This window comes from Nocardia thraciensis (assembly GCF_054782435.1).
The window spans coordinates 1-25,381 of sequence record NZ_BAAGSM010000002.1; the positions used below are offsets into that span (position 1 = coordinate 1).

Below are 25,381 nucleotides of genomic sequence, written 5' to 3' on the forward strand. Positions count from 1 at the left end.
TCATGCAGCACAACCGGATCCGACGCATCCGAACCGGATCACAACCACGTAAGACACGGTCTAAGGTCGGGAGAGCGTAGCGAACCCACCTATTAGGGATTCCAGTTCCACTGTTCCACTGCCGTTGACCTGCGGAAACCCTGACAGGTGGAATATTAGGGTGTTCCACCCTGAGATGTCGTTGACCAGCAGTAACGTCATGGAGGTGGAATAGCTCTGACCTACCGATGTTCCACCCACTCCCAACCCGTACCGGCCTGCCGGACAAGCTTGGACAACCGGCCTCGGGTGAGAGAGTTCTTGTGCGTCCCGACAGCTCCATCGAAGTTCTCTGCCAGTTTCTGGGCAGCCATGTTCCGGCTCATACCTTGGCAATTCTCGATTACGAATCGGGCTTGGTCCTTCGTCTTGTCGAGCGTCTGTGCCGTTCGGTTCCTACCGGCGCTCTTTTCGTCGGTGTCTACTGCCACCACATCGAACTGAACACCCGTGCCCGGGCGGATAGTGAAGCTCCGACCATGGTCGATATTGCCGTAGGTCTTTACATCTAGATTACCGCCCCTGCCGGGACGGATTTGCATCAGCCATCGAACCGATTGCGAGATAGCGGCCGATCCCATCGGCCGATTCGGTTTCCATCCGTTCTTGCTCGGAGAATCGGTCGCATGACCGACGATCACCACAGGAATATCCGATCGGGTGAACGTCCGGATTCCATCGAAGCACTGGCGGATCACATCGTCATCCACCATCGAACCATCGAGAATCTGAGTCAGGTTGTCGATCACCAGGACGTTATGCCCAGCATCCTTGAATACTCGAAACAGGTCATCCCAGTCTTCGCGCTGCATGATCCGCAGCGGATATAGCGATACCGGGTGATCGGTGCCGTCTACTGCCGTACCAATCCGTTTGGCATATTCTCTGTGTCCGGCGTCATCGGTATATCCGATACCGATCGAGAACTGTTCATCTGGCACCTGGACATCCAAGAACTTGCCACGGGTCAGCAATGCGCCGATAAGGTGCGCTATCAGCCATGACTTACCCACCTTCGCCTCACCAAAGACCAGAGTAGAAGTGGACCCAATCAGGCCAGGAACCAGCCAATCGCCTTGTTCCTCGGCCGCCTCCGTAGCTTCAGCCAGCGAGTACGCACGAAACTTCTGCTGCGCTTCCCAAAGTGCTAGCTGTTCCTCTTGTTCCTCGGTCAGTTGATCAAGTTCTGTCACCTATCCATCACCCCTTATTCGTCCCAGTCGCCTGGGCCATACGCGAACTCTTCTGCGATCTTCTCACGACGCAACTCCCGCCGTTCACGCTCAGCCATGATCGCGTCGGAGGTGAGCACCCACACACCCTCCATCGGCTGATGCCACGTGTGACCCTCTACGGGTTTGGGCATATGTTCAGTGCCGCTGAGATCCATGGCCGCAATGTCATTGCGCGTCATAGCGTCGAATGTCGTATGCAGTTCTGTTTGGCCGCGCCCAAGACTCGCGTCAGCTGGCGCTAGCTCGATTTCCATGACGAGTGGCTTCGTCGTCGCTATATGCAACTTCACTCCGGCATCTATCAAAACCTGCTGACGGTTGGTCTCTGGGTCGGCCCAAACTTCCGCATAAGTCTTTCCAGTACCCTGGTCGACCCATTTAGCGGGACGGCTTGGTTTTGATTCCAAATCTGTTCTGCGGGCCACCAGGGCGGCCATACGATCCATGTATTCCGCTTCGTCAGCCTCTCCCACGATAAGACCGGCGTCGGACTCACGGCGTAGCCTGGCAATCGTGGTATTGACCAGTTCCAGATCGTGTGAATAATCTTCCCCTGGCACGAAAACCCGAGTAGCTACCTCGGTGTTTCCGTATACACCTAGAAACATCTTCTCCACCACAGTATCGAGAGCGTCGAGACGAACCGTGGTGTTAGGGCATCGTTTCGGAGTCCGGCCACACCGGTAGTACGCGACACTCCTCGGTGCGCCATTAGCACTCGGTCGTGTATCGAAAGTTTGGACCATTGATGCCCCACAACTGCAATACGCTATCCCGAGATATTTGTTCTTGGTCTTGGTCTTCGACCTCGGTTCACGCGAGCGTAGAGCCGCCGCAGCCTGGATCTGGGACCAAGTATCGTCATCAAACGTAGGCGGCCCAACCCGAACAAGGCTCCCGTCCGGCATGAGCTGAGGTGTGCCGTCCGTCTTGACCTTATAGCCTTGTGTGTTCATGCCAGTAAGAGCGCCCTTGACCGTGAACACGGTCCAAGGCATCTCGGCATTCCCTCTCACCTTCTTACCTTCGACTTTTAGTTCTGCGTGCTTCCTGACTCGCTCGCGCTGAGCACTTGTGCATATCCCGCTTTCGTTGAGCCAGATAGCTATTGCGCTGAAAGACCAGCCCTCCAGGAGCTTGCCCGCCATCTTGTGCAGGATCGCCTTACCCTCTGTGTCCGTCTCTAAGGCCTTCCCTTTGCCGCTGGGGTGGTCTACCGTTTTGAAGCCCAAAGGCGCTACACCGGAGGCCCAGCGGTCCGTATACCGCAAGACCGAATGAGCATCCTTGGCCCGAGAGCTGAACCGGGCCAGCTCCAACTGCCCGAAGAACGCACCAAGGAAGATGAAAAGCTCAGCCATCATCCCCTCAAACGAGGCAGAATTAGTGCCAGGCCGATAATCGAGCTTGAGACCGTCCTCAGCGAAGACCAGCATCTTGCCGTTGTCCTTGCACCACTTCGCTACCTCCACGGCATCGGAGATTGACCGAAAGGCGCGATCAATCTTCGAGAAGACCATCACATCCCAGGTGCCCCGGAGGTCCACCTTGAACCACTTCCCCAAGTCCGGCCGGTCGAACGGGGAGACCGTTGCCGACACGTCCAGGTCTAGGAAGGTGCCGACGACATCCGCTCCGTTGTCCTCGGTCCACCGAACGCCGGTAGCGTGTTGGGCTATGTGGCTGACCTTCTGGGGTCCTTGGACTACGGACACACGCGCGCCGACGACCGCGCGTAGTAGCTGCTGAGATGCCATGAAGGAACTATCTCAGAACTTGGAAGCGGTCAAACAGACCATGCGAACGCGCTGGCCGCTGTACCTCGCATCGACGCTGGCGGCCAACGCCTTCGGTGCGATTCTCGTGTACGCGTTCATTCAGTACGGCCTGCCCGCGCCCGAGGGCGCGCCGACCGGCGTGCGCCGCACCGGGCTGGTGGTCCCGGTGACGGTCTTCGTGGTGGGCGGCGCGCTCAGCCTGGCCGCCGCGGCGCTGATGCTGCGCCCGGTGATGCGCTGGCAGCTGCGCGGCGGGCCGCCGAGCAGGCAGGAGCAGATGGCCGCGCTGCACGCGCCGCTGCGGCAGTCGATCGTGCATCTGGCGCTGTGGCTGGTCGGCGGCGCGGTGTTGGCCGCGACGATCATCGTGGACACCCCGGAGCTGGCGGGCGCGGTGATCGTCACCGAATGCATGGCCGCCACCATCGTGTTCGGGTTCACCTACATGCTCGGCGAGCGCATCATGCGCCCGGTCGCGGCGCACGCCCTGTCCACCGGGACCTTCGACCACACCCTCACCCCGGGCGTCGGCACCCGGATGGCGATGACCTGGGGCATGGGCACCTTTGCGCCGACCATCGCGATCGTGCTGCTGTGCGTCACCCAGATCACCTCGCAGGTGCAGTTCTCGGCGCGGTCGCTGGCGGTGTCGATCCTGCTGCTGTGCGGTGTGGTGATCATGCAGGCGCTGGCGCTGTCCATGCTGACCGGCTCCAGCATCTCCGATCCGGTGCGCCAGCTCTCGCAGGCCATCGACCGCGTGCAGGAGGGCGCGCGCGACGTGCAGGTGGAGGTGTTCGACGGCAGCGAGATCGGGCTGCTGCAGGTCGGCTTCAACCGGATGATGGAGGAGGCCGCGCAGCGTCGCGAGCTGCAGGAGCTGTTCGGCCAGCACGTCGGCGAGGAGGTCGCGCGGCGGGCCCTGGAATTCGGCACCGAACTGGGCGGCGAGACGCGCTTCGTGGCCGTGCTGTTCGTGGATATGGTCGGCTCCACCGCCACCGCCGCCGAGCGGCCGCCGACCGAGGTGGTGAGCCTGCTCAACGAGTTCTTCCGGATCGTCGTCGACGTCGTCGACCGCAACAACGGCCTGATCAACAAGTTCGTCGGCGACGCCGCGCTGGCGATCTTCGGGGCGCCCCTGGACCGCCCGGACGCACCGACCGCCGCGCTCACCGCGGCCCGCCAACTGCGCGAGGCGCTGCGCGAGGTGCCGGGCCTGGATATCGGCATCGGCGTGTCGGCGGGCCTGGCGGTCGCCGGGAATATCGGCGCCGCAAACCGGTTCGAGTACACCGTGATCGGCGATCCCGTCAACGAGGCTTCCCGGCTCACCGAGCTGGCCAAGGAGTATCCGGGCCGGGTACTCGGCTCGGGCAGCGCGCTGTACTTCGCCGACGACCACGAACAACGGCACTGGGAATCAGGCGACGAGGTGCAGCTGCGGGGTCGTCGCCGCAAGACCCGGCTGGCCTGGCCGAAACCCGCCGACGAGCGGCCCGTCGAGGAATCCGCGGCGGAATCCGGGCGGCAGCCGGACACAATGGTCGACTGACCGGCCGGATCATCCCTACGACGCGCATCCTCGAAACGGGGGCTGCTCCTGATATACGCCGCCAGTTAGGCTGACGGGCGTGAGGGCCCATGGTGAACTAGCCGGCGACCCGGGATCGCCTGCCGAACCGGGTCGCCGCGGGCGGTTCTGGTGGTTGAAATGGGTTCTCGGGCTGGCCCTGTCGGCGCTGCTGATCGGCGAGGGCATCTATATGTGGCCCCGGCTGCACGAGTCGTGGCGCAGCCTCACCGAAATCCACTGGGGATGGGTCGCGGCCTGCGTCCTGATGCAGGCGGTATCGATGAGCGGCTTCGGCCGCATTCAGAAACAGCTGCTGTACGCGGGGGGCGTGCGCGTCAGTCAGCGCAAGTCGGTGGCGGTGGTGTACGGCGCCACCGCGATGTCGGTGACGCTGCCCGCGGGTCAGGTCTTCTCGACCGCGTTCACCTACCGCCAGACCCGGCGCTGGGGCGCGAGCCCGATCGTGGCCTCCTGGCAGCTGGTGATCTCCGGTGTCGTCGCGGCGGCGGGCATGGTGCTGCTCGGCGTGGGCGGCGCGCTGCTGGCCGGTGACCAGGTCGGGCCGTGGAAGCTGGTGCTGCCGATCGCGGGCGTGATCGCGCTGGTGTGGGCGGGCAACTACATCTCCGGCAATCCGGGCTCGCTGGAGTCGCTGGCTCGCCGGATCCTGCACCTGGTCAATCGGATTCGGCGGCATCGGCTCGACGACGGCATGGACCGGGTGCACGAGATCCTGCACCAGCTCGAGTCGGTGGACCTGGGCCGCCGCGACGGCGTCATGGTCACGCTGTTCGCGTTGATGCACCGCCTCGGCGATGTGGCCTGCCTGGGCGCGGCCTGCTACGCCGTCGGCGCCGAACCGCGATGGGCCGGGCTGCTGATCGCGTTCAGCGTCGGCAAGGCGGTCGCCACCATTCCGTTCGCCCCGGGCGGCATCGTCTACGTCGACGCCACGCTGTTCTACGCGCTCACCGCCGCCGCCGGGCTTCCGGCCGCCCAGGCCGTCGCCGCGGGAGTCATGTACCGCATGGTCAGCTTCATCCTGGTGGCGATCATCGGCTGGATCGTGTTCGCGTTCCTGTTCCGCAAGCCGCAGGCCGAGGACGCCGAGTTCGAGAAGGAGTTCGAGCAGCGCTCAGCGATGCTGGCCGAAAAGCGGCTGCTGAACGAGAAGCGGCCGCGGCCCGAACGTGAGGCCGAGGGCGAGGACACCTAGCGGCCGCGCTGCCCGTTCCCCCGATTACCCTGTCGGCGTGAAGAAACTGGTGCCGTTCGTGGTCGACGCCCTGTTTGTGATCGTGTTCTGCGCGATCGGCCGGCGCAGCCACCACGAGGCAGTGGTCACCGGCCTACTACGTACCTTGTGGCCGTTCGGTACCGGGCTCGTCGCGGGCTGGCTGCTGTCAGCGTGGATCGGCGCGCGCGGGGAAATCGCCACCGCGCTGCGGCAGTTCGACGCTCGTGCACTGTGGCCTACCGGCGTCGTGGTATGGCTGGCCACCCTGATCATCGGCATGGCCCTGCGCGTGATCAGCGGCCAGGGCACGGCGGTCAGCTTCATCATGGTCGCCGCCACCGTCCTGGCCCTGTTCCTGCTCGGCTGGCGCGCGGCCTGGCGCGCCCTCCTCCCGGCCAAAAGCATGCCGGGATGACGAGGGGTGTTCATGCCGGAACAACCAGAAACGTAAATGCCGGGACGACCAGGACGTTCATGCCGCGACGACCAGGACGTTCATGCCGCGACGACCAGAAACGTAAGTGCCGGGATGACGAGGACGTTCATGCCGGGATGACGAGGACGTTGACGCCGGGACAACGAGGACGTTGACGCCGGGACAACGCGGACGTTGACGCCGGGACGACGCGGGGCCTTACGTACCGGGAGGACGAACGACTTGCGTACCGATACGGCGAGGGACCTCAGGTGCCGGGATGGCGAGGGAATTACTGGTCGGGGGCGGCGAGTGACTGGAGCATGCGGGAGGCCATGCGGGAGGTGGCGTCGCCGCTGTCGGCGTTGTCGATGTGGATCGCGAAGGCGAGGTCGCCCATGTTGGCGAGCAGCCAGCCGCTCGTGCCCGCGGTCGCGGCGTAGGCGGCGACGCCCGCGTACCGGCGCAGCGAGGCCAACTCCGGACCCCCGGCGGCGTCGTCGGTCAGCATGCGGCGCAGCTGCTGGAGCACGTCGTCGGGCAGCGGAGTCAGCTCGGCCTCGGTGGTGGACGGGCGGCCGATCTCGATCATCGGCGGCGCCACCCCGCCGCGGGAGATGGCCGCCGCGGCGATGGCCATCCCGAACGGGCTGGCCAGGATCGGGTCGGCGCTGCCCTGGCGCACCTGCTCGACCCCGCGTCCGCCGATCGGCAGCCGCCCCGTGGTCTGGTCGAGCCCGGGCACCTTGAAGCCGATGCCGACGCCCAGCATCGCCGCTCCCTCGGCCGCGTCCTGCACCGAGACGTCCTGCGGCGCCTTCTTCTTGGTGATCGCCGCGACCTGCTTGAACAATTCGCTGATGCCACCCGCCGGATAAGCGCCGGTGAAAGCGACCGGCCCCTGCTCGGTGGCGTAGGTGTTCTGCGCGGCGGCCACGACGGCGCCGGTGGAAGGCTGGATCGCCACGATCGAGGCCGGGGTGCCCGCGCTCACCACCGCGTCCTCGGCGGCCCGCTGCAGTTTCTGATCCAGCGTGGAGGCGATATCCGGACCGGGCGGACCCTGCTGCCCGGCGAGCTGCGTCACCGGGCGGCCGTCTGCCTCGAACAGCTTCACGCCCCAGCCCGCGTGCTGATCCCGATTCTCCTGCCACACCTTGCGTAAGCCGTCGAGCATGGGCGACCAGATCCGGCGATCGGTGACGATCAGCCGCGGCTGCTTCTCCAGGACCACGCCGGGGATCGGCGCCATCCGCGGTTCCAGGATCGCGAAATCGTCCTCGCGCAGCTGGACCGCGACGATCGGCTTGCCCTGCGAGGTCGACAACTGCTGCATCAGCGAGGGCCCGGTGATCAGCGGCGCCACCGGGGCGATGGCAGCGGCCAGGGCATTGGTCGAGGCCACCGGGTCGGGTAATTTCGCCGGATCCAGCTTCACCACGTTGATCACCTGCTCGGTCATCAGCGTGTTGCCCGCGTTGTCGTTGACCTTCGGCGGGGGCGCATCGGTGCGCACCAGCTTGACGCCGCGCTGGTTGTTCAGCTGCGGCACCACCACGCTGGGCTCCCAGGAGATTCGCCAGCCGATCGCGAGCTTGCGGATCGAGCCCTGCAGATCGTAGGTCCAATCCTTGCCGGGGCCGAAGTTCCAGTTGGCCTTCAGGTTGAACATGGCCGAGCTGTCGTCCAGGCCGATGTACTGGGCCAGTTGATAATCGGGTTTGCCGGGATTGAGCCCGTCGAACACCTTCGCCAGCGTAGCCTCGGCGCCGTTGGGGTATGAGGTCAGCTGGGCGGCGCCGCTCGCGTCCTTATCGTCCAGCAGCTGGGTGAACTTCTTGACGACCGCCTCGGGGCTGTTCGGCTTGTCGTTCAAGCCGCACGATCCCGTCACGATCGCCAGGACGATCGCGCCCGCGACCGCCACTGCGCCCCGAACGCGAATGCGGCGGGATCCCCACACATCCATATCGCCCACTCTTCACTCTTGTCACTCCAGCAACAAGACCAACGGTACCCGAAAAGAACTGACCCGGCGCCGGGTTGGCGCCGTCCGCATTCTCCATGCTCAGCACCAGAATAATGCCCAAATCCCGACATCCTATGCAGCGGCCCCGAAATCGTTAGCCGTGTTCACTGTGCGGCCGTCCCGGAACCGTTCTCCGAGAGCGGAATTCGATCTCGCCGAAGTGGAGTAATCTTGTAATCATTGTTACACCTCATGGAGGGTAAGCGAGGTAGCACCATGAGACACGGAATGCGCGGCCGGGGATTCGGCCGCCCGGGCGGCTGGCAGCAGGCCGATCTGCCGGATGCCGCCGAGGTGCCGGACTGGTTCGCCGGAAGATTGCCGAGCGAGTGGTTCACCGGGACGCCGACGATCGACATCGACCGGGACGAGATCGTCGTCATCGGCGAGTTGCCGATCCCGAAGGGGGAATCGGCGGCGGAGAAGCAGACCCCGGCCGATACCGAACAGCCGACCGAGGAGGTCCCCCGGGCCACCAAGGAGGGGCTCGTCGCCCGCTTCCGCGAGTCCACCCGTCCCGCCCGCATGCAGATCGCGCAGGAGGCGCAGGCCCGGTTCGGCCGCAGCGTCGCCTGGGGCGTCTCGGTGGACGGGGAGCGGATCCTGTTCACCCACTTGGCGGTTCCGGTCATGACCAGGCTGCGCCAGCCGGAGCGCAAGGTGCTGGACACGCTGGTGGACGCCGGGGTGGCGCGGTCCCGCGCCGACGCCCTGGCCTGGACGGTGAAGCTGGCGGGCGAGCACGCCGAGGAATGGCTCGAGGAGCTGCGCACGGCTATGCGCAAGGTCGACGACCTGCGCGCCGAGGGGCCGCGCGGGCTGTAACCGGCCGTTACAGCGATAGGGTGTCCGGCATGGCACCGATCCTCGTGCTCAACGGCCCGAACCTGAACATGCTGGGCACCCGGCAGCCCGAGGTGTACGGCTCGGAGACCCTCGACGACGTCGTCGAGCTGTGCCGCGCCACGGCCGCCCGGTTCGACCGGGAGATCACCGCGTTCCAGTCCAATTCCGAAGGGGCGCTCATCGATCGGATCCACGCCGCGCGCGGCGCCGCATCCGGCTTGGTGATCAACCCGGGCGGCCTCACCCACACCTCCGTGGCCCTGCGGGATGCGCTGGTCATCCCGGAGGTCCCGATCGTGGAGGTGCACATCTCGAACGTGCACGCCCGCGAGGAATTCCGGCATCACTCCTACATCTCCCCCATCGCCACCGCCGTGATCGCGGGCATGGGCGTGCACGGCTACGCGGCCGCCATCGAATTCCTCTGCACCCGAACGTAGTTCGACCGTCTGGGAGCGCCCCGACACACCCACCTGTCCCGGCGCGCCCTGCTTTGCGTTCCCGGCAGATGGTCGCGCCGTAATTTCCCTTGTTCATCCCAAAATGTAGTAGGTATGCTACGGCCCATCCTGGAATTACTACGGAGGGCAGGATGACGGTAGGCGACGAAGTCGTACTCGACGTCCAAGGTCTGCGGATGCGGTACGGCACTCGGGATGTGTTGCAGGACGTCACTTTTCAGGCCCGCAGCGGCGAAGTCCTGGTGCTGCTGGGCCCCAACGGCGCGGGCAAGACCACCACGATCGAGATCCTGGAGGGCTTCCGGATGCGCTCGGCGGGGCAGGTGACGGTGCTCGGCACCGACCCGGCCCACGGCGACGAGGCCTGGCGGGCGCGCATGGGGGTGGTGCTGCAGTCCTGGCGCGACCACGGTCGCTGGCGGGTGCGGGAACTGCTGTCCAATCTTGGCTCGTATTACGGGCCGTATTCGACAGCGGCGATCCGGCGCCCGTGGGACGCCGACGAGCTGATCGCGGCGGTGGGGCTGACGGAGCAGTCCGGCGCCAAGGTCAGCAGCCTGTCCGGCGGCCAGCGTCGCCGTCTCGACGTGGCCATCGGCATCGTGGGGCGGCCGGAGCTGCTGTTCCTCGACGAGCCCACCGCCGGTTTCGATCCGCAGGCGCGCCGCGAGTTCCACGATCTGATGCACCGGCTCGCCGACGACGAGCAGACCACGATCATGCTCACCACGCACGACCTGGACGAGGCGGAGAAGCTCGCCGACCGGATCCTCGTACTGGCGGGCGGGCGCATCATCGCCGACGGCTCGGCCGACGAGCTGTCGCGGCGCATCGCGGGCGAGGCCGAGATCACCTGGACCCGGGACGGGCAGCGCTTCGTGCACACCACCACCGAGTCGACCAAGTTCGTCTACGAACTGTTCAAGCAGTACGGCGAGGATATCGGCGAACTCGAGGTGCGCCGGGCCTCGCTGGAGGACACCTACATGACGCTGGTGCAGCGCTTCGAGACCGGCCAGGGCGACGACGCCGAGATCCATACCCTCGAGGAGGTGACCCGATGACTCCGATGCTGGTGGCCGCGCGCGCCGGGGTGTCGCAGGGGCTGATCGAGATCCGGCAGATGCTCACCAACGGCCAGGATCTGTTCATGCAGTATTTCTGGCCCGTGCTCATCCTGGTGGCGCTGTTCTTCATGCGCGACGGGCAGTTCGGCCAGACCGGCATCGGACTGGGCGCCCTGGCCCTGCCGGGCGTGCTGGGCATGCTGGTGGCGTCCAGCGGGCTCATGGGCATCTCGCAGTTCCTGAGTGTGGACCGCGAGGACGGAACCCTGTTGCGCGCCAAGGCCACTCCGAACGGCATGGTCGGGTATCTGATCGGCAAGATCATCACCACCGCGGGCACGCTGCTGGTTCAGGTGGTGGTCATGCTCATCGTCGGCGGCATCATCGTCGGCGGACTGGATCTCGGCAGGGTCGGCGCCTGGGCGACCCTGGTCTGGGTCTTCATGCTGGGCATGCTGGCGACACTGCCGATGGGCGCGGTCTTCGGCTCGATCTTCGAGAACCCGCGCAACGTGGGATTCGCGATGATGCCGGTCATGGGCCTGATCGCGGTCTCGGGAATCTTCTATCCGATCACGTCCATGCCTGGCTGGGTGCAGGGTCTGGCGCAAGTGTTCCCCATCTACTGGCTGGGCCTGGGGATGCGTTCGGCGATCCTCCCCGACGAGGCGGCGGTCGTCGAGCTGGGCCAGTCCTGGCGACACTGGGAGACCTTCGGCGTACTGGGCATCTGGACCGTGCTCGGCCTGGCGCTGGCCCCGGTCGTGTTGCGGCGCATGGCTCGCCGCGAATCCGGATCGAGCGTGGCGGCCCGCCGCGAGAAGGCCATGCAGCGTGCCTACTGAGGTCATCTACAACCGCATCGCGATGCTGCGCGCCGAGCGCGGCATCTCGCGGCGGCAGCTGGCCGAGGCGCTGGGCGTGCACTACCAGACGATCGGTTACCTCGAGCGCGGCGAGTACAGCCCGAGCCTGCATCTGGCGCTGCGGATCTCGGAGTACTTCGGGGTGGCGGTGGAGGTGGTCTTCTCCACCGCCCCCTTCCCGCGTCTGGGCTCGAATTCCGAATCCGCCTGAGCGGTACCACGATCCGCTCGCGGTGGCGTCATGCCGCGTCGCCGCGAATCAAGCGGAGGGTCGGAACCGGTTCTCCGGTGGCCTCGGTGGCCGCGAGGGCCCGTCGCCAATAGTCCTGCGCGGTCCGCACCAGCGCGGCGTCGACCCCGACGTCCTCGCTCGCCTCGACGGCGTGCTGCGCGCTCGCGTCCATCATCCGCATGGTCGCGATATCGCCCCACCCACCGCTTTTCGCGAGCTCGGCGAAGACGGCGAAGGAGGTGCCCATGCTGTCGAGGAAGCGCTGCGCGTACGGGAGGAAGCGGTCGATGGGCTGGCCGGAGCGTTCGATCGTCGCCATCGCCTGCTCGTAGGCGAGGATCAGCGGGTGCATCAGGATCAGCAGGCCCTGGTAGAACACCTGGGACAGACCGGGATCCGCGCCCATGTACTCCGGCGGGCACAGCGGCCGCAGCAGTTCGGCGTGCGCGTCGAAGACCTCCCGCGGTCCGCTGTAGAAGATGTAGGAGGTCGGGGTGGTCATCGTGTCGCCGTCGGAAATCACACCGCCGGAAAGGAATCGGGCACCACGCTCACCGACCCAGGCGGCGCCGCGGCGGGCCTTCTCCGGCGAGTCGGAGGACAGGTTCACGATCACCTTGCCGCGCAAGTGATCCGCCGCCGGACCCAGCACGTCGTACATCACGCCATAGTGGGTCAGGCTCAGCACCGTCACCTCGTTGGCATCCAACGCCTCGGCCACCGACGCGGCTCGCTTCGCACCCAATTCGACCATAGCGTCGGCCTTTTCGGGGCTGCGGTTCCACACCGTCACCTCTATATCGGCCGCCAGGAACTGCTTCACCATCGCCTGACCCATCGGCCCCAGGCCGATCAGGGATACCGAACGGGTCATGCCTTGCCGCCCCGCATCAGCTCGAAGACGGAGACCGGACGACCGGTCTGCTCGCTGGCCGCGAGCGCCTTGCGCCAGATCGCCTGAGCCTGGTGCGACAGGGTCGCGTCCACACCGACCTCCTCGCTGGCGTCGATGATGTGCTGCGCGCCCGCATCCATCATCTTGAACGCCGCCACATCACCCCAGCCGCCCGCCTTGGCCGCCGCGGCGTACTCCGCCATGAAGAACGGGAACGCCTCGCTGGAGCGCTGCGCGAAGGGCAGGAACTGATCGATGTCGTGGCCGGACTTCTGGATCACCGCCAGGGCCTGGTCGTAGGCCAGCATCCAGGGATGGAAGATCGTCAGCAGGGCCTGGTAGAAGACCTGCGAGACGCCGTCGTCGGTGCCGAGGTACTCCTGCGGGCTGAGCGGGCGCAGCAGTTCGGCGTGCGCGTCGAAGACCTCCCGCGGCCCGCTGTAGAAAATGTAGGACGCCGGATGGGTGATGTTGTCGCCCGCCGACATGACGCCACCGGACAGGGACTGCGCGCCGTGCTCGCGTACCCAGGCCGCACCCTCGCGCGCCATTTCCGGCGAGTCGGAGGACAGATTCACGATCACCTTGCCGCGCAAGTGATCCGCCGCCGGACCCAGCACGTCGTACATCACGCCATAGTGGGTCAGGCTCAGCACCGTCACCTCGTTGGCATCCAACGCCTCGGCCACCGACGCGGCTCGCTTCGCACCCAATTCGACCATCGCATCGGCCTTTTCGGGAGTCCGGTTCCACACCGTCACCTCGACACCCGCGGCCAGGAACTCCTTCACCATCGCCTGCCCCATCGGGCCCAGGCCGATAACGGAAACGGAACGCTGAGACATCGTGCATCCTTCGGTAGTCGCATATTCGGGATCGGCGCCGGATACCGATGGTGGCGGCTGCCGGTATTCTCGGGAAGACCGCACGTCGAGGGCCGGTTGCTTACCTCGAGGTTCGAAATGAGGTCAGGAGGCCACGGTGACGATGAGCAGTGACGCAGTTCACGATGTCTGCGGCATGTCCGTGGCCATCGATGTGGTCGGCGGCAAGTGGAAGCTGCACCTGATGTGGGTGCTCGGCGAGGGCCCGCAGCGGTTCGGGCAGATCCGGCGGCTGCTGGACGGCGTGAGCGAGAAGGTGCTCGCGGAGAACCTGCGGCACCTGGAGACCGCCGGGGTCGTGCACCGCGAGATCTATCCCGAGGTGCCGCCGCGCGTGGAGTATTCACTCACCGAGCGCGGCGAGGAACTGGCCGCCGCCCTCCGCCCGCTGGAGGAATGGGGCGAAAAGCACCGCGACCACGTGCTCTCCTGCGCACTCAGCCCGGTGTGACCCCCGCGCGCCGGTCAGCGGCGCAGGTGGCGGAGGGCGAGACGAGCGCCGAGCTGTTCCAGCAGCGGGGCCGCATGGGCGATCGAACGGCCTACATCCGGCTCGAGTTCGGCGAGCGTGTAGGCGGCGGCGAAGCCCGCGGCGCGCAATTCGTCCTCGCCGAGTAGACAACGGCCCGCGACTGCGATGACGGGCAGGCCCGCGGCGCGGGCGGCCTGGCACACTCCCGCCGGTGCCTTGCCGCGCAGGGTCTGCTCGTCGAGCGATCCCTCGCCGGTGACGACGAGATCCGCGCCCCGCAACCGCGAGTGGAAGTCGATCAGATCCAGCACGACGTCGATCCCGGAACGTTCGACGGCGCCGAGGACCGCCATCGCGCCGAATCCGGTACCGCCCGCCGCGCCCGCACCGGGGCGGTCGGCACATGCGGGATCGATCAGCTTCGCCCAATGAGTCAGTGCCGCTTCGAGAGTCGCGCACTGCTCGGGGTCGGCACCCTTCTGCGGCGCGAAAACCGCCACCGCGCCCTCGGACCCGAGCAGGGGGTTGTCGACATCGCTCGCCAGGGTGAATGCCGTGTCGGCCAGCGCCGGGTGCAGCGCCGACCGCTCCACCCGCGCCGCCCGTGCGAGAGCCGCTCCGCCCCTGGGTACTTCGGCACCGCCCGCATCGAGGACCCGCAGCCCGAGCGCCTGCAGCATGCCCGCCCCACCGTCACTGGACGCGCTGCCGCCGACGCCGAGCACGATCGAACGCACACCCCGATCGAGCGCGTGCCCGATCACCTGCCCCAGCCCGTACGTACTCGCGCGCATCGGATCCGGTTGCCCGCCGGGAAGTTTCGCGAGCCCCACCACTGCGGCGAGTTCGACCACGGCGGTATCCCCCTGCGCCGCATAGACGGCGGCCACCGGTGCCCCGGTCGGCCCCTCGGTCGCGATCTCCACGCGCTCCCACCCCGCAGCCAGAAACGCATCAACGGTCCCGTCCCCACCGTCGGCCACCGGCACCCGCCGCACCTCGGAGCCCGGCGCCACCCGCCCAATCCCACCCGCCAGCGCCTCGACCACCTGCGGCGCGGTCAACGACCCCTTGAACTTGTCCGGTGCCAGCACCACCCGCCACGGTCTCTCATTCGCCATCCCGCCATTCTGCGACGCGGCCCCACCCCGTCCACACAAACCCCACCCAAATCCATTCGGTGCCCGCCGTGCCCCAAGCCAATCCACCCTGCAACGCGACGAAGAAGCAAGCCGTACGGGCGGCGACGGCCTAGCCATGACCGGCTGGCGGCCCCGCCTCGTAACCCACGACATCCCTGCGTACTCCGGCGAGTGGATGGGCATTGCCACATTCTCGATCCCGTACGCCGATGGGCGTGAACCGCTGACCGTGTTCAACCAGCTGGTGCCCGGGTACGCGGTCCGGCCGCGCAGGTCCTCGACCGTGTTCTAATGGTCGACGCCGAGGTCCCGGATCAGTACGTCGAACTGCGGTGCGTCGGGCCAACTGGGGCGCAGCGTGCCAACACGTAGCCAGCCCCACCGCAGGTAGGTGTCGTAGGCGCGACGGTTGTTCGGATTAACGAGCAACGTTGCCCGCCGCTCCGGTCGGCCTCCGAGCAGCTCGTCGTGCAGAGCACGAGCGATACCGCGTCCGGTGAACTCCGTGCGCACCATGATCTCACTCAAAGCAAAAGTGCGGCTGCCATCTTCGGCGGTGAATGCGCCTATATCGCCATCATCCAATTGAAGTCCATCCCACCACCGGCTGGCCGGTCCCAACGGCCACCCCCACGCCTGACCGCATGGCCCGCCAACGATTCGAGCCATCACCAATTCGAACCCGGGCCCACGACTGGCATCGGTGTAAGCGTCGAAACGGTGCATGAACGCCTCGGGTGATGCGAAGGCGCTGCCCGACTCGATCGCTTCGACATAGGCGCCCCGAAAGATGTATTCGACGTCGTCCCGAAGTTCGCGTGCATCGGCAGCGGTATACCGCTGAAAGGTGATGCCCTCGATGGAACGTGCCGACTGCTCGGTACTCATACGTTGATCACTACCTTTCGCGTCAGATCATCGAATCGCCGTCTGAACTCGCCGTCTGGCGCTGCTTCGACGGCAGCGCGAACAGGGTCGAGCAGCCTCAGTGTGCGCGTGGAAGACACGGATCTCTCTAGGTCGGTCAGGACCGAGTTCCCTTGCGTGACAGCGCCTGTGATGTCGCCGACCTTGGCGAGCGTTGCCGCCCAAACCGCACGGTAATTGGCTGCATTACTGGCACTTGCGTGCTCTAGGGCGAATCCTGCAGCCAAGTCGGCTGATTTCGCCAGGTCGCCGAGGTCACCTACACCACGTGCCTCATGACAGCGGATTTCGGTGGGAGTCACGAATCGCAGCCGTCGCGGGCACTCGTCGAGGGGCTCGTGGTCGAGAGCGGAGTCCAGTTCGCGCCATGCCGTGGCGATCGCCTTGCCGAACGCCGACCGGTCGCCGAGGACGCCGTACGCCTGCGCTTCACGCGTGGCGATCAAGGCATGGACTCGGCCCGGCGGACGACCGCGGGAAAGATCTCGGGCGCGATTGAGATAGCCGAGGGCTCGATGAGGGTTGCTCTGGCCCAACCTGCTCAACGCTATCGACTGATGCGCGGCGTTGAGGCAAACGTGCACGGTGAGATCGTCGTCGCCAGCCTGACTCGCCAACGCGAACGCATCGGCGTAGCACCGCCGGGCAAGCGAGTGCATGTCAGAGTCATAGGCAAGCCACCCGGCGGTTGCGGCAAGTTGTCCGGCCGCGCTCATGAATGCTCGACCGGCCTGATTGTTGCACGAACAGGTCTCCAGCAAGTGCTGCGCTATCTCCAGTTCGGTGATCGCATCCTGCACAAGCGCAGGGCCGCCAACACGCTTCTCGCGGTCGGCGAAGCTCGCGACACGCTCGGTCAATCGCTGAGCATCACCGATCCCGATGTGACTCAACCTGACTTCGGAATCGCTATCCGGCGCGAGTAATGTCGCCCCCAAAAGGATCCCAAACTCGCGCCGCTTCACGTCGTCCTCGACTCCCTGCCCGCTGACGTCGCCACCGACAGCCAGACCATCGTCCGTCCCTCGGACCACGTTCCCGTTATCGAGGGCCGCCCGAAAGCGTGCACGCTGCTCGTCGTCAAGCCGCGCCAACGCAGTGTCCAACGCCTCCGCCGACTCACCGCGCACCGGACGCTCGACGGTGGCCTTCTTCCACTTCCGAACTGTTGGCGGCTGGAACCCGAGCCGTTCTGCAAACTGCTGCTGTGTCAACCGCAAGGCCGCCAGCCGAAGGGCCTCGACCTCCACGCCCGTCCATTTGCTGACGATCATCGCCACCCCGTTCACGTCGAGCAACGCACCGTATCGCAAGCGTATTACTTCGGCGCTGTTCTGTGCCTGGTATCGGACCGGGCGGTAAACGACGCTCGGATTAGCCCCCGCCGCCGAGTCGTAGCCAATCCCCCGGCCCGGCTCCCAGGCGGCGGGGTACCGGTCACTGACCGAGCCGAGAGGAAGTCATGGATCCCGTGGAACAGGATGGCAAGCCAACAGCGGTATGCATGGTGCGCAGCGACATATCGGGACCCAAAGCCCTGGAACATGCGCTAGCGGCACAACGTCATGCCGTGCAGCTGGGCTACATCGTCCTGTACACAGTGCGCCCGCCGGTCGACTCTCCGGACCCGATCGAGTACGGGCTCGGCATGGCGGCCGGGCTCACCGCCAAGGCCGTGGTGGTCTACGACCTCGCCACGGTGAACGACAACCCCGGCCGGGTGTGCGAGATGTTCGACTTGGAGACGGTCAGCCCGCCGAACACCTGGGCGGCCACGCTTCCCGCCACCGCCGGACTGGACCACAGGCATCCCGAAGGCCCACTCACTGTGCCGGAGGCGCACCGAATCATGCGCCAGCACATCAGTTGTCGCGCTGATACGTGCTCTCGCAAGGCGAGCGCGTACAGCTGCCTGGTTCGCGCCGGGAAGATCCATCCCCCGGTCGACACGTTGAAGGAGCGCGCCGCCGCCCGGGGCATGGAGCCTCCGCCAGCGATCACCGAACCGTCACAGCCGGTCGGATCGGACTTGCAGACGTTGCTGGATGTGCTCGACGGGCTGGCCGACAGCACGACCGATTCCCAGCTGCTCGCGGCCCGGTTGTCCCCGGGCTCCGAAGGCTAGGTGTCGCAATGAGTTTCGGCTGGTGGCGCAATCGAGGAGGGGACGGTACCAGCGTGCAGGAGATCCAGGACCGCCTCGAGAAGGAGAAGACGGTGATCGGCTGGACACACGATGCGCCGGACGGGCCGCTGACGACTGGCCAGGCACACCGGATTACCCAACAGCACAGGGACTGCCGTCTGGAGGACTGCCCACAAAAGAACGCCGCGTGGCAGACGCTCGTCGACGCCGGGAAGATCAAACCGGACTCGGGGCGAATCCGCTAGCCGTGGCGTGCCCTAACCCGCCGATACAGTGAGGGCCAATCAAACCCAGCGCAGAGGGAGCCACGAGTGAGTGACGATCAGATCGGTTTCGATATCGAATTCGATGACAAGACCCAAGCATTCCTGGAGTGGGCCGCGCCCGAACGTATGGAATCCCAGGTTCGCACGTTCCTCGCCGAGACCGTGCCAGGTATCGCCGACTATTCAACCGATACCTGGTGGAAACGTCCACTCTTGATCAGCCTCCTCGAAGCCGCGAAAGACCTTTTCGGCGACCAGGACGGATTGCACGCTCCAGAGAACCGGGATCGCGCCGACCAGTTCATTCGCTTCCTGGGCGAATGCTGCATACGACGGAATCCCGGAATGACCTGGACGAGTAGGCCCGCTTCGGACTGGCCCTTGTACTCCGATTTCACCCCGTCCGTGCATTACGCGGAAACAGGAGACGGGACATCGCTGAAATCCATGGCACGGTGGCTTTTCGATGACGACGGCCCCGGGATGGTCGACTACTCCATTCGGACGGCTGGTAAAGCCATCTGATCAAAACCCAGCGAGGGGGCGCTGTGCCCGACGAATACGACAATGTTCGGCGCAACCTATCCAACTATGAGCGGGGGCTGTACTTCGAACTCGGGCGAGCGCAGATCCGGGGAGAAACACCTGAAAAAGGCTGGGTGCGTCAGTTCGAAATCAGGGTCGGAGAAGACCAGCAGCGCCGTCGACTCGATTCGGCCCGCACTGAGGGCCGCGGCGTCCGAGCGGTAGAACGGAAATCGGGCCAAGTCAACGAGCGGGAAGCGCGCGGCCAGATCGGGGTGGAGCGGTCAGCACTCGACTCTGGCCAGGTGACGCACAGCACCTGGGAGACGGTCGAGGGTGAGAAGGTTCCCGAGAAAGTGCTCGGCGACATGCAAGACATGTCTCGCGACTTCCCGGGAAAGTTTCACCACGAGATCGTTTCTCGCGCTGACGCACTACGCGCCATCCAGCTCAAAAAGAGTCTCGCCGGACAGCAACTCGAACTCATCGACGCCTACAAACTCGATCGCGCCGAACGTGCTAGGAAGCGGCTCGAGGGACTCCGCGAGATCGAGCGGCAGAAGGAAGCACGGGCGAAAGAGGGACGCGAACGGGCCGAACGCGAAGCTCGGGAACAGCGCACGCGGGCGGAGCGGGAAGCGAAGATCCGCGAGGCACGTACCAGAGCGGCGCGTGAGGCTGCGCTGGAGTCCCGACCCTCGGAGAACTGCTGGCACGCCACGGGGAACCGCAGGCAGCGGAGAAGGGAGTCCGAACCGAAGCAGACGCATCCGAGAAGGCACGCCAGCGAGAAGCGGAGTCAGCCGGAAAGGCGAAAGCTCGCGAGGCAGCCGACGCGGCAGCATGGAAACAGCAACGCGACGCAGCTGACCGACTCGCACAAGCGGGACGGGAGTCACGCGAAGCCGCGGCGAGGAGCCAGCGCAGCGACATGGCACGCGAAGCGGCCGACATACTCGGGGTCACCAAGCCGACGCCAGGGGTCGAACCACCGACCCGCGACGAAATAGAGGCGGCTCGGACACGCGGCGGTCGGGAGGAACGCGGCAGGGAGCGCGAGATCGGCCCGCGAACCAGGTAGTGGTGGCGGCGGTTATGCCATCGGCGCGATTCTCCTGTTGCAGTCGTTGTACGCGGCCGGATGGACCTGGCACGAAATCGCTTATCACACACCGGATGTCGCCGAATCGGGCAGGTCTCGTATGAACGGCCCGCGCCATGGATGGACCGCAGTCATGTGGGCAGCGATTCGGGACGTTTATGAAAATCCCTCCGGCACAACAGGCCCCAACAGGAGAGCCGCGGCGGTCGTACGACGCGCCGCCGAGAAACGGGCAGCCAACACCCCCACCCCAACCAGTTACAACGGCGCCTGATCCACATGGTCGACCCCCACCCGCCCCGTCCGCAAATACCCCAACACCGCCTCATCCAAAGCCACATTCCCCCGCCCGAACGTCCCGTGATCCCCACCCTCGACGGTGATCAGCGAGCCGCGCAGGGCCGACGCCATAGCAGGCCCGCCCTCGTACTTGGTGACCGCATCATGCCGACTCTGCAGCACCAACGGCCGAGTGCGCAGCCCCTGATCGGCGATGGCGACCGGCGCACCCACCGGATTCCAGTCGGAGCAGGCGACCCCGGACCGGATCATGTCGGCGCGCGCGTTCAGAGCGCTGCCGCCGGAGGCGACGGTGGCCGCCGCGGCACCGAGCAGTTCCGTCCGGCCGGGGATCGCGTTCTCGTTGCAGGTGATGGCGGCGAATACGTTGCGGCCGGTCGGGTCGGTGGCTGTCAGGCCCTCGATGGCCCGCAGCTGCCCGGTGTCGGCGGGATCGGCGTTGGCGTCGGCCATGGCCCGGGCGAAGGTAGGCCAGAACGACCGGGTGTAGGTGGCGACCGCGGTGGCTGCCAGCAGCGGCACCTGCGCCGAGGTGCCGCCGGAGGCCAGCGTCCGGACCAGGTTCTGCAGCTGCCCGATCTGGTCTCGTCCGCCGTTGAATCCGTCGCGCGCCAGCTGCGCGATCGGCTCGGGCAGTTCGCCCGGCAGATCGGCGGTCGACGCGGGCGGCGGGGTCAGGTTGGCGTACCAGCCGCCGCCCTGCGCGACCACCAACCGCACCCAGTTCTCGTAGACCCGAAGCGGTGTCGCGCCGAGGCGGTAGTCGGCGTCGTGGTCGGCGATCCACGTGAACAGGTCGTCGAGCCGTTGCTTACCGGCCAGTTGCTGTTGCGCGAACTGCTCGTTCCACACCCAGCCCGGATGGACGCTGGAATCCAGCACCAGGTGGTCGATCCGCTGCGGGAACAGCGTGGCGTAGACGCCGCCCAGATAGGTGCCGTAGGAGGTGCCGAAGAAGTCGATGCGCTCCAGCCCGAGCGCGGCCCGCACGGCGTCCATGTCGCGGGCGGTGTTCTCGGTGGTGACGGTCTCGACGTAGCCGGGTTGCGCGCTGTCGCAGGCGGATTTGGTGGCGCTGCGTTCCTTGCGCTCGGCGTTTCCGCAGTCCAGCGGGGTCGACCAGCGCAGCCCCCGGGGCTGCACCGCGATCCGGTCGTAGTGGGTGTTCAGCTCGGCGGGCAGATCCGGCGAGCGCCGGGCCCAGTAGTCGAGGGCGTCGGCGCCGGGGCCGCCCGGATTGGCGAACAGCGCGCCGCGGCGGTCGCCGGTCGCCCGGATTCGGCTGACCGTCACGTCGATTCGCGGACCGTCGGGCGCCGCGTAGTCGCGCGGTACCGAGATCACCGCGCATTCGGCGCCGCGGTCGGGTGTCACGGCGCCGTCCGGACACGCGCCGAACGCGGGCTCGGCGGTGGCCTGCGCGACAGCGGCCGACTGCATCGCCAGGCATGCGGCGAATGCCCAGGCGACCGAGCGCACCGTACGTCGTGTCATCATCCGCGTCATTCTCTCCGCTCGCATTCGACCACAAGCATTCTCTGCGGCCGGGGACGCCGTCACAACTCGAGCCTCGCGTCGTGTCCTCCCTCGCAATCGAACATATTGCGCGCGTGAGCCAGTAGCGTCGAGCCATGTCGACAGAGGTTCGCAACAACAAGGAGCTCGATCGTTTCGAGATCTATGTGGACGGCGGTCTCGCCGGCATCGCGGAGTACCAGGACACCGCCGCCGAACGCGCCTTCGTCCACACCGAGATCTACCCCCGCTACAGCGGTCAGGGCTACGCTCGCACGCTGGTGCAGGCCGCGCTGGACACCAGCCGCGACGAGGGCTTCGGCATCCTGCCGCTGTGCCCGATGGTGCGTCATTTCGTCGAGTCGCGGCCGGAGTACCTGGCGCTGGTGCCGCACTGGGCGCGCGAGCGGTTCGGCCTGCCGCAGTGAGGGGTCAGTAGGCGGCCACGGCGCCGTCGAGGGCCAGTTGGAGCTGGTCGCGCACGACCCTGGCGATCTCGGCGGGCCGCGCGGGCAGTTCGGGCACCGGCGGCCCGAAGTAGAAGCTGGCCGACTTCGCCTCCTCGACGGTCGGTTCCACGGTCGGATCGGCTCGCGGCCCGTAGCTGAGGCCCATGCTGACCAGGGCGGGCCGCGCGCCGAGTTTCATCGCGCGGAAGGCGATGTGCCCGATCCCGCTGCCGACCGCCTGCACGCGGGCCGGGTCGACGTCGTTGCAGGTGCCCTCGGGAAAGACCGCCATGGAATCACCGCGCGCCATCCGCTCGGCGCAGATGTCGATCATGCGCTGCCCCGCCGCGTTCACCGCGCGCAGCCCGTGGTCCTTGCCCCGGAACACCGGGATGCCGCCCATCATGTCGACCTTGCGGCGCTGCTCCGAATCGATGAACAGCTCGTCCTTGGCCAGCACCCGGGCCCGCCCGATCACCGGCCGCAGCCCGCTGCGCCAGGCCGCCGCCGCCACGGTGTACGGATCTTGCTGGGACAGGTGATTGATCGAGATCAGCAGCGGCCGCCCCTGGGAAATCAATTCCCGCAGTCCTTCCCGGGCCCCCTCGGCATAACCGATCCGCGGCCGGTAGCGCCGCGCGAGCACGGCGTAGGCCCCCCGCGCCTTCAGGCGATTCTGCCGATGGTCCCGATAGAAGTCGTAGACGGCGTCACAGTTGTCGAGGACCACCTCGGGGTGCTGCATGCGGCCACCCTAACGACCCGCATTCGCCCGCCCCAACCGAACACTGTGATTTGTCTTACACGACGGGCGGCGCGAGGGCGGCGCGAAACAACGAGCCATAACCCCAGCGGCGGTGCGATGATGACGTGGTGTCACGCGCAGACGAACACGGTGATCGCTCCAGACGGGAATCCCGGAACGAGGAACAGGCGGTCCGGCCCGGCACGCTGCTGGTCTCGGCCACCGACCTGACCGAGCCGTCGTTCCGGCGCACCGTCGTGTACATCGTGGAGCACAACGATGCCGGAAGTCTCGGCGTGGTGATCAACCGTCCCAGCGAGACGGCGGTACAGGACGTGCTGCCGCGGTGGGCGGAACTGGCCGCGCAGCCGCGCGCGCTGTACATCGGCGGCCCGGTGAAGCGGGATGCGGCGCTGTGCCTGGCGACGGTGAAGGTGGGCACCCCCATCGACCGGGCCGCGGGCCTGCGCCGGGTGGACGGCCGAGTGGCGCTGCTGGATCTGGATTCCGATCCGGAGGTGGTCGGGCCGATGGTGGAGGGGATCCGCGTCTTCGCCGGTTACGCGGGCTGGACGTTCGGGCAGTTGGAGGGGGAGCTGGAGCGCGGCGACTGGATCGTGCTGTCGGCCCTGCCGTCGGATCCGATCGCGGGCCGCACCGATCTGTGGGCGCAGGTGCTACGCCGCCAGCCGCTGCCGCTGTCGCTGCTGGCCACGCATCCGATCGAACTAGAACGCAATTGAGTACGTATCCGCTTAGTGTGGGCACTACATCCGGATCTCTGATCCGCCGATCTGTTCGGTGAGCGCATGGCACGCTCACCCCGCCTCCCCAGCGATGACGCCGATACCCAGCCGTCTCGGGGTGTCCCCGAGCTCCCGACCGGCGACCCGGCCCAGGCGGATCTGCTGCGGGCGCTCTACGACCAGCACGCACCGGCGCTGTGGCGCTACACCTACAGCCTCGTCGGCGACTCGGGACGAGCCGAGGACATAGTGCAGGAAACGCTGCTGCGGGCCTGGCAGCGCCCGCAGGTACTCGATCAGTCGACGGCGTCGGCGCGGGCCTGGCTGTTCACGGTGGCGCGCAACATGGTGGTCGACGAGTACCGCAGCGCCCGTCACCGGCGCGAGTTCCGCACCGACAACCCACCCGAGCAGCCCACCCCCGACCAGGCGGACCGGACCCTCGACGGCTGGCTGATCGCCGACGCGCTGGCCCGGTTGAGCGTCGATCACCGGGAGGTGATCGTGCGCTCCTACTACCGTGGTCTGTCGACGCACCAGATCGCGGCGGAGCTGGCCATTCCCGCGGGCACCGTGAAGTCCCGGATGCACTACGGCATGCGCGCGCTGCGCACGGCACTGCGGGAAATGGGGGTGACGAAGTGACGGAGACCGCGCCTGCGGCGGCGCCCGAGGGCGACGACGACTACGCGACGTGGGACGCCCCGTATGTGCTCGGCGCCCTGGACCGCCCCGAACGCCTGGAATACGAGGCGCATCTGGCGCGGTGCCCGCGCTGCCGGGAAGCGGTGGCGGACCTCTCCGGGATGCCCGGGTTGCTCGGCCGAGTGGATGCCGAGGTGGCGCTGTCGCTGATCGATCCGGCACCGGAATCGGTGGGCGGGAACGGGTCCCGGGCCCCGGTTGGAGCGCTGCCCGAGGCGCTCGGGGCCGAGGGTCGAGTTCCGGGTGCCGAGAAGCCTCCCTTTTCGCTGGCCGAACTGGCGAGGCGGGCTCGCAGGGAGCGGCGGCGCGGGCGATTACTCGCGGTCACCGGTGCGGTGGCGGCGGCCGCGGCGGCCGTGGCGATCGCCATTCCGGTGACCGCCTCGCTCACCGAACGCACTGCGCCGCCCACCGATCAGGTGGTGGCCGAACGCAGCATGAATCCGGTGGTGCCCTCGCCGATCACGGCGAGCTTCCGGCTGGTCGCGGTGAACGACGGCACCCGGGTCGAAATGTCGTGCAGCTACGCGCCGTCCACCACCGACTACAGCTGGCAGGGCTCGCTGTGGGTGGTGCATGCCGACGGCACGCAGTCGATGGTCGCCCAGTGGACGGCCCGACCGGGCGAGACGGTGACCCCCGACGGCACCACCGCGGTGCCGCCCGAACAGGTCCGGATGGTCGAAATACGTTCGGCCACCACGAATCAGGTAATGCTCACCAGCTCCCTGCAGTAACCAGTCCTCACGCACCCCTCACATGCCCCCGCACCCGCTACATG

Annotated in this window: 28 protein-coding genes; 18 read left to right on the forward strand and 10 right to left on the reverse strand. The window is 66.7% G+C overall.

What is annotated here, in order from left to right; all coding sequences use genetic code 11:
- Nucleotides 1-221 precede the first annotated feature (221 nt).
- On the reverse strand, nt 222-1,232 hold the full coding sequence (locus ACYVLQ_RS00270; RefSeq protein ID WP_460695289.1) for an AAA family ATPase: 1,011 nt from the start codon (nt 1,230-1,232) through the stop codon (nt 222-224).
- 14 nt (nt 1,233-1,246) lie between these two features.
- Complete coding sequence (locus ACYVLQ_RS00275) at nt 1,247-3,031, reverse strand: recombinase family protein (protein WP_460695290.1); 1,785 nt, start codon at nt 3,029-3,031, stop codon at nt 1,247-1,249.
- Here ACYVLQ_RS00275 and ACYVLQ_RS00280 point away from each other — a divergent pair.
- The 3 genes from ACYVLQ_RS00280 (at nt 3,030) to ACYVLQ_RS00290 (ending at nt 6,280) form a co-directional block, all read left to right on the forward strand.
- Nucleotides 3,030-4,607, forward strand: coding sequence for an adenylate/guanylate cyclase domain-containing protein (locus tag ACYVLQ_RS00280; RefSeq protein ID WP_460695291.1), 1,578 nt, complete (start codon nt 3,030-3,032; stop codon nt 4,605-4,607). The genes ACYVLQ_RS00275 and ACYVLQ_RS00280 overlap by 2 nt on opposite strands.
- A gap of 79 nt (nt 4,608-4,686) precedes the next feature.
- A complete protein-coding gene (locus tag ACYVLQ_RS00285; protein WP_460695292.1) occupies nt 4,687-5,844 on the forward strand; it encodes a lysylphosphatidylglycerol synthase transmembrane domain-containing protein in 1,158 nt (385 codons plus the stop codon).
- A 37-nt stretch (nt 5,845-5,881) separates the two neighbouring features.
- Complete coding sequence (locus tag ACYVLQ_RS00290) at nt 5,882-6,280, forward strand: DUF3054 domain-containing protein (protein WP_460695293.1); 399 nt, start codon at nt 5,882-5,884, stop codon at nt 6,278-6,280.
- Between the two features lie 292 nt (nt 6,281-6,572).
- Here the strand turns inward: ACYVLQ_RS00290 and ACYVLQ_RS00295 are convergent, their stop codons facing one another.
- Nucleotides 6,573-8,249: an NTF2-like N-terminal transpeptidase domain-containing protein gene (locus ACYVLQ_RS00295; RefSeq protein ID WP_460695294.1), complete on the reverse strand. Its 1,677-nt coding sequence runs from the start codon at nt 8,247-8,249 to the stop codon at nt 6,573-6,575.
- Between the two features lie 276 nt (nt 8,250-8,525).
- Here ACYVLQ_RS00295 and ACYVLQ_RS00300 point away from each other — a divergent pair, with 276 nt between their 5' ends.
- From ACYVLQ_RS00300 to ACYVLQ_RS00320, 5 genes are all read left to right on the forward strand, one after another.
- A complete protein-coding gene (locus ACYVLQ_RS00300; RefSeq protein WP_460695295.1) occupies nt 8,526-9,134 on the forward strand; it encodes a hypothetical protein in 609 nt (202 codons plus the stop codon).
- A 29-nt stretch (nt 9,135-9,163) separates the two neighbouring features.
- Nucleotides 9,164-9,595, forward strand: coding sequence for a type II 3-dehydroquinate dehydratase (gene aroQ / locus ACYVLQ_RS00305; RefSeq protein WP_460695296.1), 432 nt, complete (start codon nt 9,164-9,166; stop codon nt 9,593-9,595).
- A 152-nt stretch (nt 9,596-9,747) separates the two neighbouring features.
- The gene (locus tag ACYVLQ_RS00310) at nt 9,748-10,680 is read left to right on the forward strand and encodes an ABC transporter ATP-binding protein (RefSeq protein ID WP_460695297.1); all 933 of its coding nucleotides are present in this window, start codon (nt 9,748-9,750) and stop codon (nt 10,678-10,680) included.
- Entirely contained in the window at nt 10,677-11,528 is an 852-nt protein-coding gene (locus ACYVLQ_RS00315) for an ABC transporter permease (RefSeq protein WP_460695298.1), read from the forward strand. Before ACYVLQ_RS00310 ends, ACYVLQ_RS00315 begins: the two co-directional genes overlap by 4 nt.
- Complete coding sequence (locus tag ACYVLQ_RS00320; protein ID WP_280264241.1) at nt 11,518-11,760, forward strand: helix-turn-helix transcriptional regulator; 243 nt, start codon at nt 11,518-11,520, stop codon at nt 11,758-11,760. The genes ACYVLQ_RS00315 and ACYVLQ_RS00320 overlap by 11 nt, the downstream gene beginning before the upstream one ends.
- 28 nt (nt 11,761-11,788) lie before the next feature.
- Here ACYVLQ_RS00320 and ACYVLQ_RS00325 read toward each other — a convergent pair whose 3' ends face one another.
- Both ACYVLQ_RS00325 and ACYVLQ_RS00330 read right to left on the reverse strand, forming a co-directional pair.
- Complete coding sequence (locus tag ACYVLQ_RS00325; RefSeq protein WP_460695299.1) at nt 11,789-12,655, reverse strand: NAD(P)-dependent oxidoreductase; 867 nt, start codon at nt 12,653-12,655, stop codon at nt 11,789-11,791.
- Nucleotides 12,652-13,605: an NAD(P)-dependent oxidoreductase gene (locus ACYVLQ_RS00330; protein ID WP_460695300.1), complete on the reverse strand. Its 954-nt coding sequence runs from the start codon at nt 13,603-13,605 to the stop codon at nt 12,652-12,654. Before ACYVLQ_RS00330 ends, ACYVLQ_RS00325 begins: the two co-directional genes overlap by 4 nt.
- A gap of 52 nt (nt 13,606-13,657) precedes the next feature.
- Here ACYVLQ_RS00330 and ACYVLQ_RS00335 point away from each other — a divergent pair, with 52 nt between their 5' ends.
- Complete coding sequence (locus ACYVLQ_RS00335) at nt 13,658-14,011, forward strand: winged helix-turn-helix transcriptional regulator (RefSeq protein WP_460695301.1); 354 nt, start codon at nt 13,658-13,660, stop codon at nt 14,009-14,011.
- A gap of 14 nt (nt 14,012-14,025) precedes the next feature.
- Here the strand turns inward: ACYVLQ_RS00335 and ACYVLQ_RS00340 are convergent, their stop codons facing one another.
- Nucleotides 14,026-15,153 carry a glycerate kinase gene (locus ACYVLQ_RS00340; RefSeq protein ID WP_460695302.1) on the reverse strand — a complete coding sequence of 376 codons (1,128 nt, stop codon included), beginning with the start codon at nt 15,151-15,153 and terminating at the stop codon, nt 14,026-14,028.
- 136 nt (nt 15,154-15,289) lie between these two features.
- Here ACYVLQ_RS00340 and ACYVLQ_RS00345 point away from each other — a divergent pair, with 136 nt between their 5' ends.
- Nucleotides 15,290-15,466, forward strand: coding sequence for a hypothetical protein (locus ACYVLQ_RS00345; protein WP_460695303.1), 177 nt, complete (start codon nt 15,290-15,292; stop codon nt 15,464-15,466).
- Here the strand turns inward: ACYVLQ_RS00345 and ACYVLQ_RS00350 are convergent.
- A complete protein-coding gene (locus ACYVLQ_RS00350) occupies nt 15,463-16,062 on the reverse strand; it encodes a GNAT family N-acetyltransferase (RefSeq protein WP_460695304.1) in 600 nt (199 codons plus the stop codon). The two genes, ACYVLQ_RS00345 and ACYVLQ_RS00350, sit on opposite strands and share 4 nt — an antisense overlap.
- On the reverse strand, nt 16,059-17,399 hold the full coding sequence (locus tag ACYVLQ_RS00355; RefSeq protein ID WP_460695305.1) for a helix-turn-helix domain-containing protein: 1,341 nt from the start codon (nt 17,397-17,399) through the stop codon (nt 16,059-16,061). Before ACYVLQ_RS00355 ends, ACYVLQ_RS00350 begins: the two co-directional genes overlap by 4 nt.
- Before the next feature lie 272 nt (nt 17,400-17,671).
- Here ACYVLQ_RS00355 and ACYVLQ_RS00360 point away from each other — a divergent pair, with 272 nt between their 5' ends.
- The 4 genes from ACYVLQ_RS00360 (at nt 17,672) to ACYVLQ_RS00375 (ending at nt 20,048) form a co-directional block, all read left to right on the forward strand.
- On the forward strand, nt 17,672-18,226 hold the full coding sequence (locus tag ACYVLQ_RS00360) for a hypothetical protein (RefSeq protein ID WP_460695306.1): 555 nt from the start codon (nt 17,672-17,674) through the stop codon (nt 18,224-18,226).
- 8 nt (nt 18,227-18,234) lie between these two features.
- A complete protein-coding gene (locus tag ACYVLQ_RS00365; protein WP_460695307.1) occupies nt 18,235-18,492 on the forward strand; it encodes a hypothetical protein in 258 nt (85 codons plus the stop codon).
- Nucleotides 18,493-18,558: 66 nt separating this feature from the next.
- Nucleotides 18,559-19,038 (forward strand): hypothetical protein, encoded by a 480-nt coding sequence (locus ACYVLQ_RS00370; protein WP_460695308.1) that lies wholly within the window; start codon nt 18,559-18,561, stop codon nt 19,036-19,038.
- Between the two features lie 23 nt (nt 19,039-19,061).
- Nucleotides 19,062-20,048, forward strand: a complete 987-nt coding sequence (locus ACYVLQ_RS00375; protein ID WP_460695309.1) for a hypothetical protein — start codon at nt 19,062-19,064, stop codon at nt 20,046-20,048.
- A gap of 350 nt (nt 20,049-20,398) precedes the next feature.
- Here ACYVLQ_RS00375 and ACYVLQ_RS00380 read toward each other — a convergent pair whose 3' ends face one another.
- Nucleotides 20,399-21,937, reverse strand: coding sequence for an alpha/beta hydrolase (locus tag ACYVLQ_RS00380; RefSeq protein WP_460695310.1), 1,539 nt, complete (start codon nt 21,935-21,937; stop codon nt 20,399-20,401).
- Nucleotides 21,938-22,071: 134 nt separating this feature from the next.
- Between ACYVLQ_RS00380 and ACYVLQ_RS00385 the strand changes: the two genes are divergently transcribed.
- Nucleotides 22,072-22,383 (forward strand): GNAT family N-acetyltransferase, encoded by a 312-nt coding sequence (locus ACYVLQ_RS00385; RefSeq protein ID WP_460695311.1) that lies wholly within the window; start codon nt 22,072-22,074, stop codon nt 22,381-22,383.
- A gap of 4 nt (nt 22,384-22,387) precedes the next feature.
- On the opposite strand, the gene ACYVLQ_RS00390 is transcribed toward ACYVLQ_RS00385, so the two are convergent.
- The gene (locus ACYVLQ_RS00390) at nt 22,388-23,149 is read right to left on the reverse strand and encodes a lysophospholipid acyltransferase family protein (protein ID WP_460695312.1); all 762 of its coding nucleotides are present in this window, start codon (nt 23,147-23,149) and stop codon (nt 22,388-22,390) included.
- A gap of 128 nt (nt 23,150-23,277) precedes the next feature.
- On the opposite strand from ACYVLQ_RS00390, the gene ACYVLQ_RS00395 reads away from it, so the two are divergent.
- The 3 genes from ACYVLQ_RS00395 to ACYVLQ_RS00405 all read left to right on the forward strand — a co-directional run bounded on the left by ACYVLQ_RS00395 (nt 23,278) and on the right by ACYVLQ_RS00405 (nt 25,337).
- Nucleotides 23,278-23,892 (forward strand): YqgE/AlgH family protein, encoded by a 615-nt coding sequence (locus ACYVLQ_RS00395; RefSeq protein ID WP_460695313.1) that lies wholly within the window; start codon nt 23,278-23,280, stop codon nt 23,890-23,892.
- Between the two features lie 66 nt (nt 23,893-23,958).
- The gene (locus ACYVLQ_RS00400) at nt 23,959-24,540 is read left to right on the forward strand and encodes a sigma-70 family RNA polymerase sigma factor (RefSeq protein WP_460695314.1); all 582 of its coding nucleotides are present in this window, start codon (nt 23,959-23,961) and stop codon (nt 24,538-24,540) included.
- A complete protein-coding gene (locus tag ACYVLQ_RS00405) occupies nt 24,537-25,337 on the forward strand; it encodes an anti-sigma factor family protein (RefSeq protein ID WP_460695315.1) in 801 nt (266 codons plus the stop codon). The genes ACYVLQ_RS00400 and ACYVLQ_RS00405 overlap by 4 nt, the downstream gene beginning before the upstream one ends.
- Nucleotides 25,338-25,381: the final 44 nt, after the last annotated feature.

Bases quoted from the DNA above. Each gene is read 5' to 3' on its own strand.
- ACYVLQ_RS00280 (WP_460695291.1), top strand. From the start codon at position 3,030: ATGAAGGAACTATCTCAGAACTTGGAAGCGGTCAAACAGACCATGCGA.
- ACYVLQ_RS00275 (WP_460695290.1), bottom strand. From the start codon at position 3,031: ATGGCATCTCAGCAGCTACTACGCGCGGTCGTCGGCGCGCGTGTGTCC.
- ACYVLQ_RS00295 (WP_460695294.1), bottom strand. From the start codon at position 8,249: ATGGATGTGTGGGGATCCCGCCGCATTCGCGTTCGGGGCGCAGTGGCG.
- ACYVLQ_RS00300 (WP_460695295.1), top strand. From the start codon at position 8,526: ATGAGACACGGAATGCGCGGCCGGGGATTCGGCCGCCCGGGCGGCTGG.
- aroQ (WP_460695296.1), top strand. From the start codon at position 9,164: ATGGCACCGATCCTCGTGCTCAACGGCCCGAACCTGAACATGCTGGGC.
- ACYVLQ_RS00310 (WP_460695297.1), top strand. From the start codon at position 9,748: ATGACGGTAGGCGACGAAGTCGTACTCGACGTCCAAGGTCTGCGGATG.
- ACYVLQ_RS00315 (WP_460695298.1), top strand. From the start codon at position 10,677: ATGACTCCGATGCTGGTGGCCGCGCGCGCCGGGGTGTCGCAGGGGCTG.
- ACYVLQ_RS00325 (WP_460695299.1), bottom strand. From the start codon at position 12,655: ATGACCCGTTCGGTATCCCTGATCGGCCTGGGGCCGATGGGTCAGGCG.
- ACYVLQ_RS00340 (WP_460695302.1), bottom strand. From the start codon at position 15,153: ATGGCGAATGAGAGACCGTGGCGGGTGGTGCTGGCACCGGACAAGTTC.
- ACYVLQ_RS00345 (WP_460695303.1), top strand. From the start codon at position 15,290: ATGACCGGCTGGCGGCCCCGCCTCGTAACCCACGACATCCCTGCGTAC.
- ACYVLQ_RS00350 (WP_460695304.1), bottom strand. From the start codon at position 16,062: ATGAGTACCGAGCAGTCGGCACGTTCCATCGAGGGCATCACCTTTCAG.
- ACYVLQ_RS00365 (WP_460695307.1), top strand. From the start codon at position 18,235: ATGAGTTTCGGCTGGTGGCGCAATCGAGGAGGGGACGGTACCAGCGTG.
- ACYVLQ_RS00380 (WP_460695310.1), bottom strand. From the start codon at position 21,937: ATGATGACACGACGTACGGTGCGCTCGGTCGCCTGGGCATTCGCCGCA.
- ACYVLQ_RS00385 (WP_460695311.1), top strand. From the start codon at position 22,072: ATGTCGACAGAGGTTCGCAACAACAAGGAGCTCGATCGTTTCGAGATC.
- ACYVLQ_RS00390 (WP_460695312.1), bottom strand. From the start codon at position 23,149: ATGCAGCACCCCGAGGTGGTCCTCGACAACTGTGACGCCGTCTACGAC.
- ACYVLQ_RS00400 (WP_460695314.1), top strand. From the start codon at position 23,959: ATGGCACGCTCACCCCGCCTCCCCAGCGATGACGCCGATACCCAGCCG.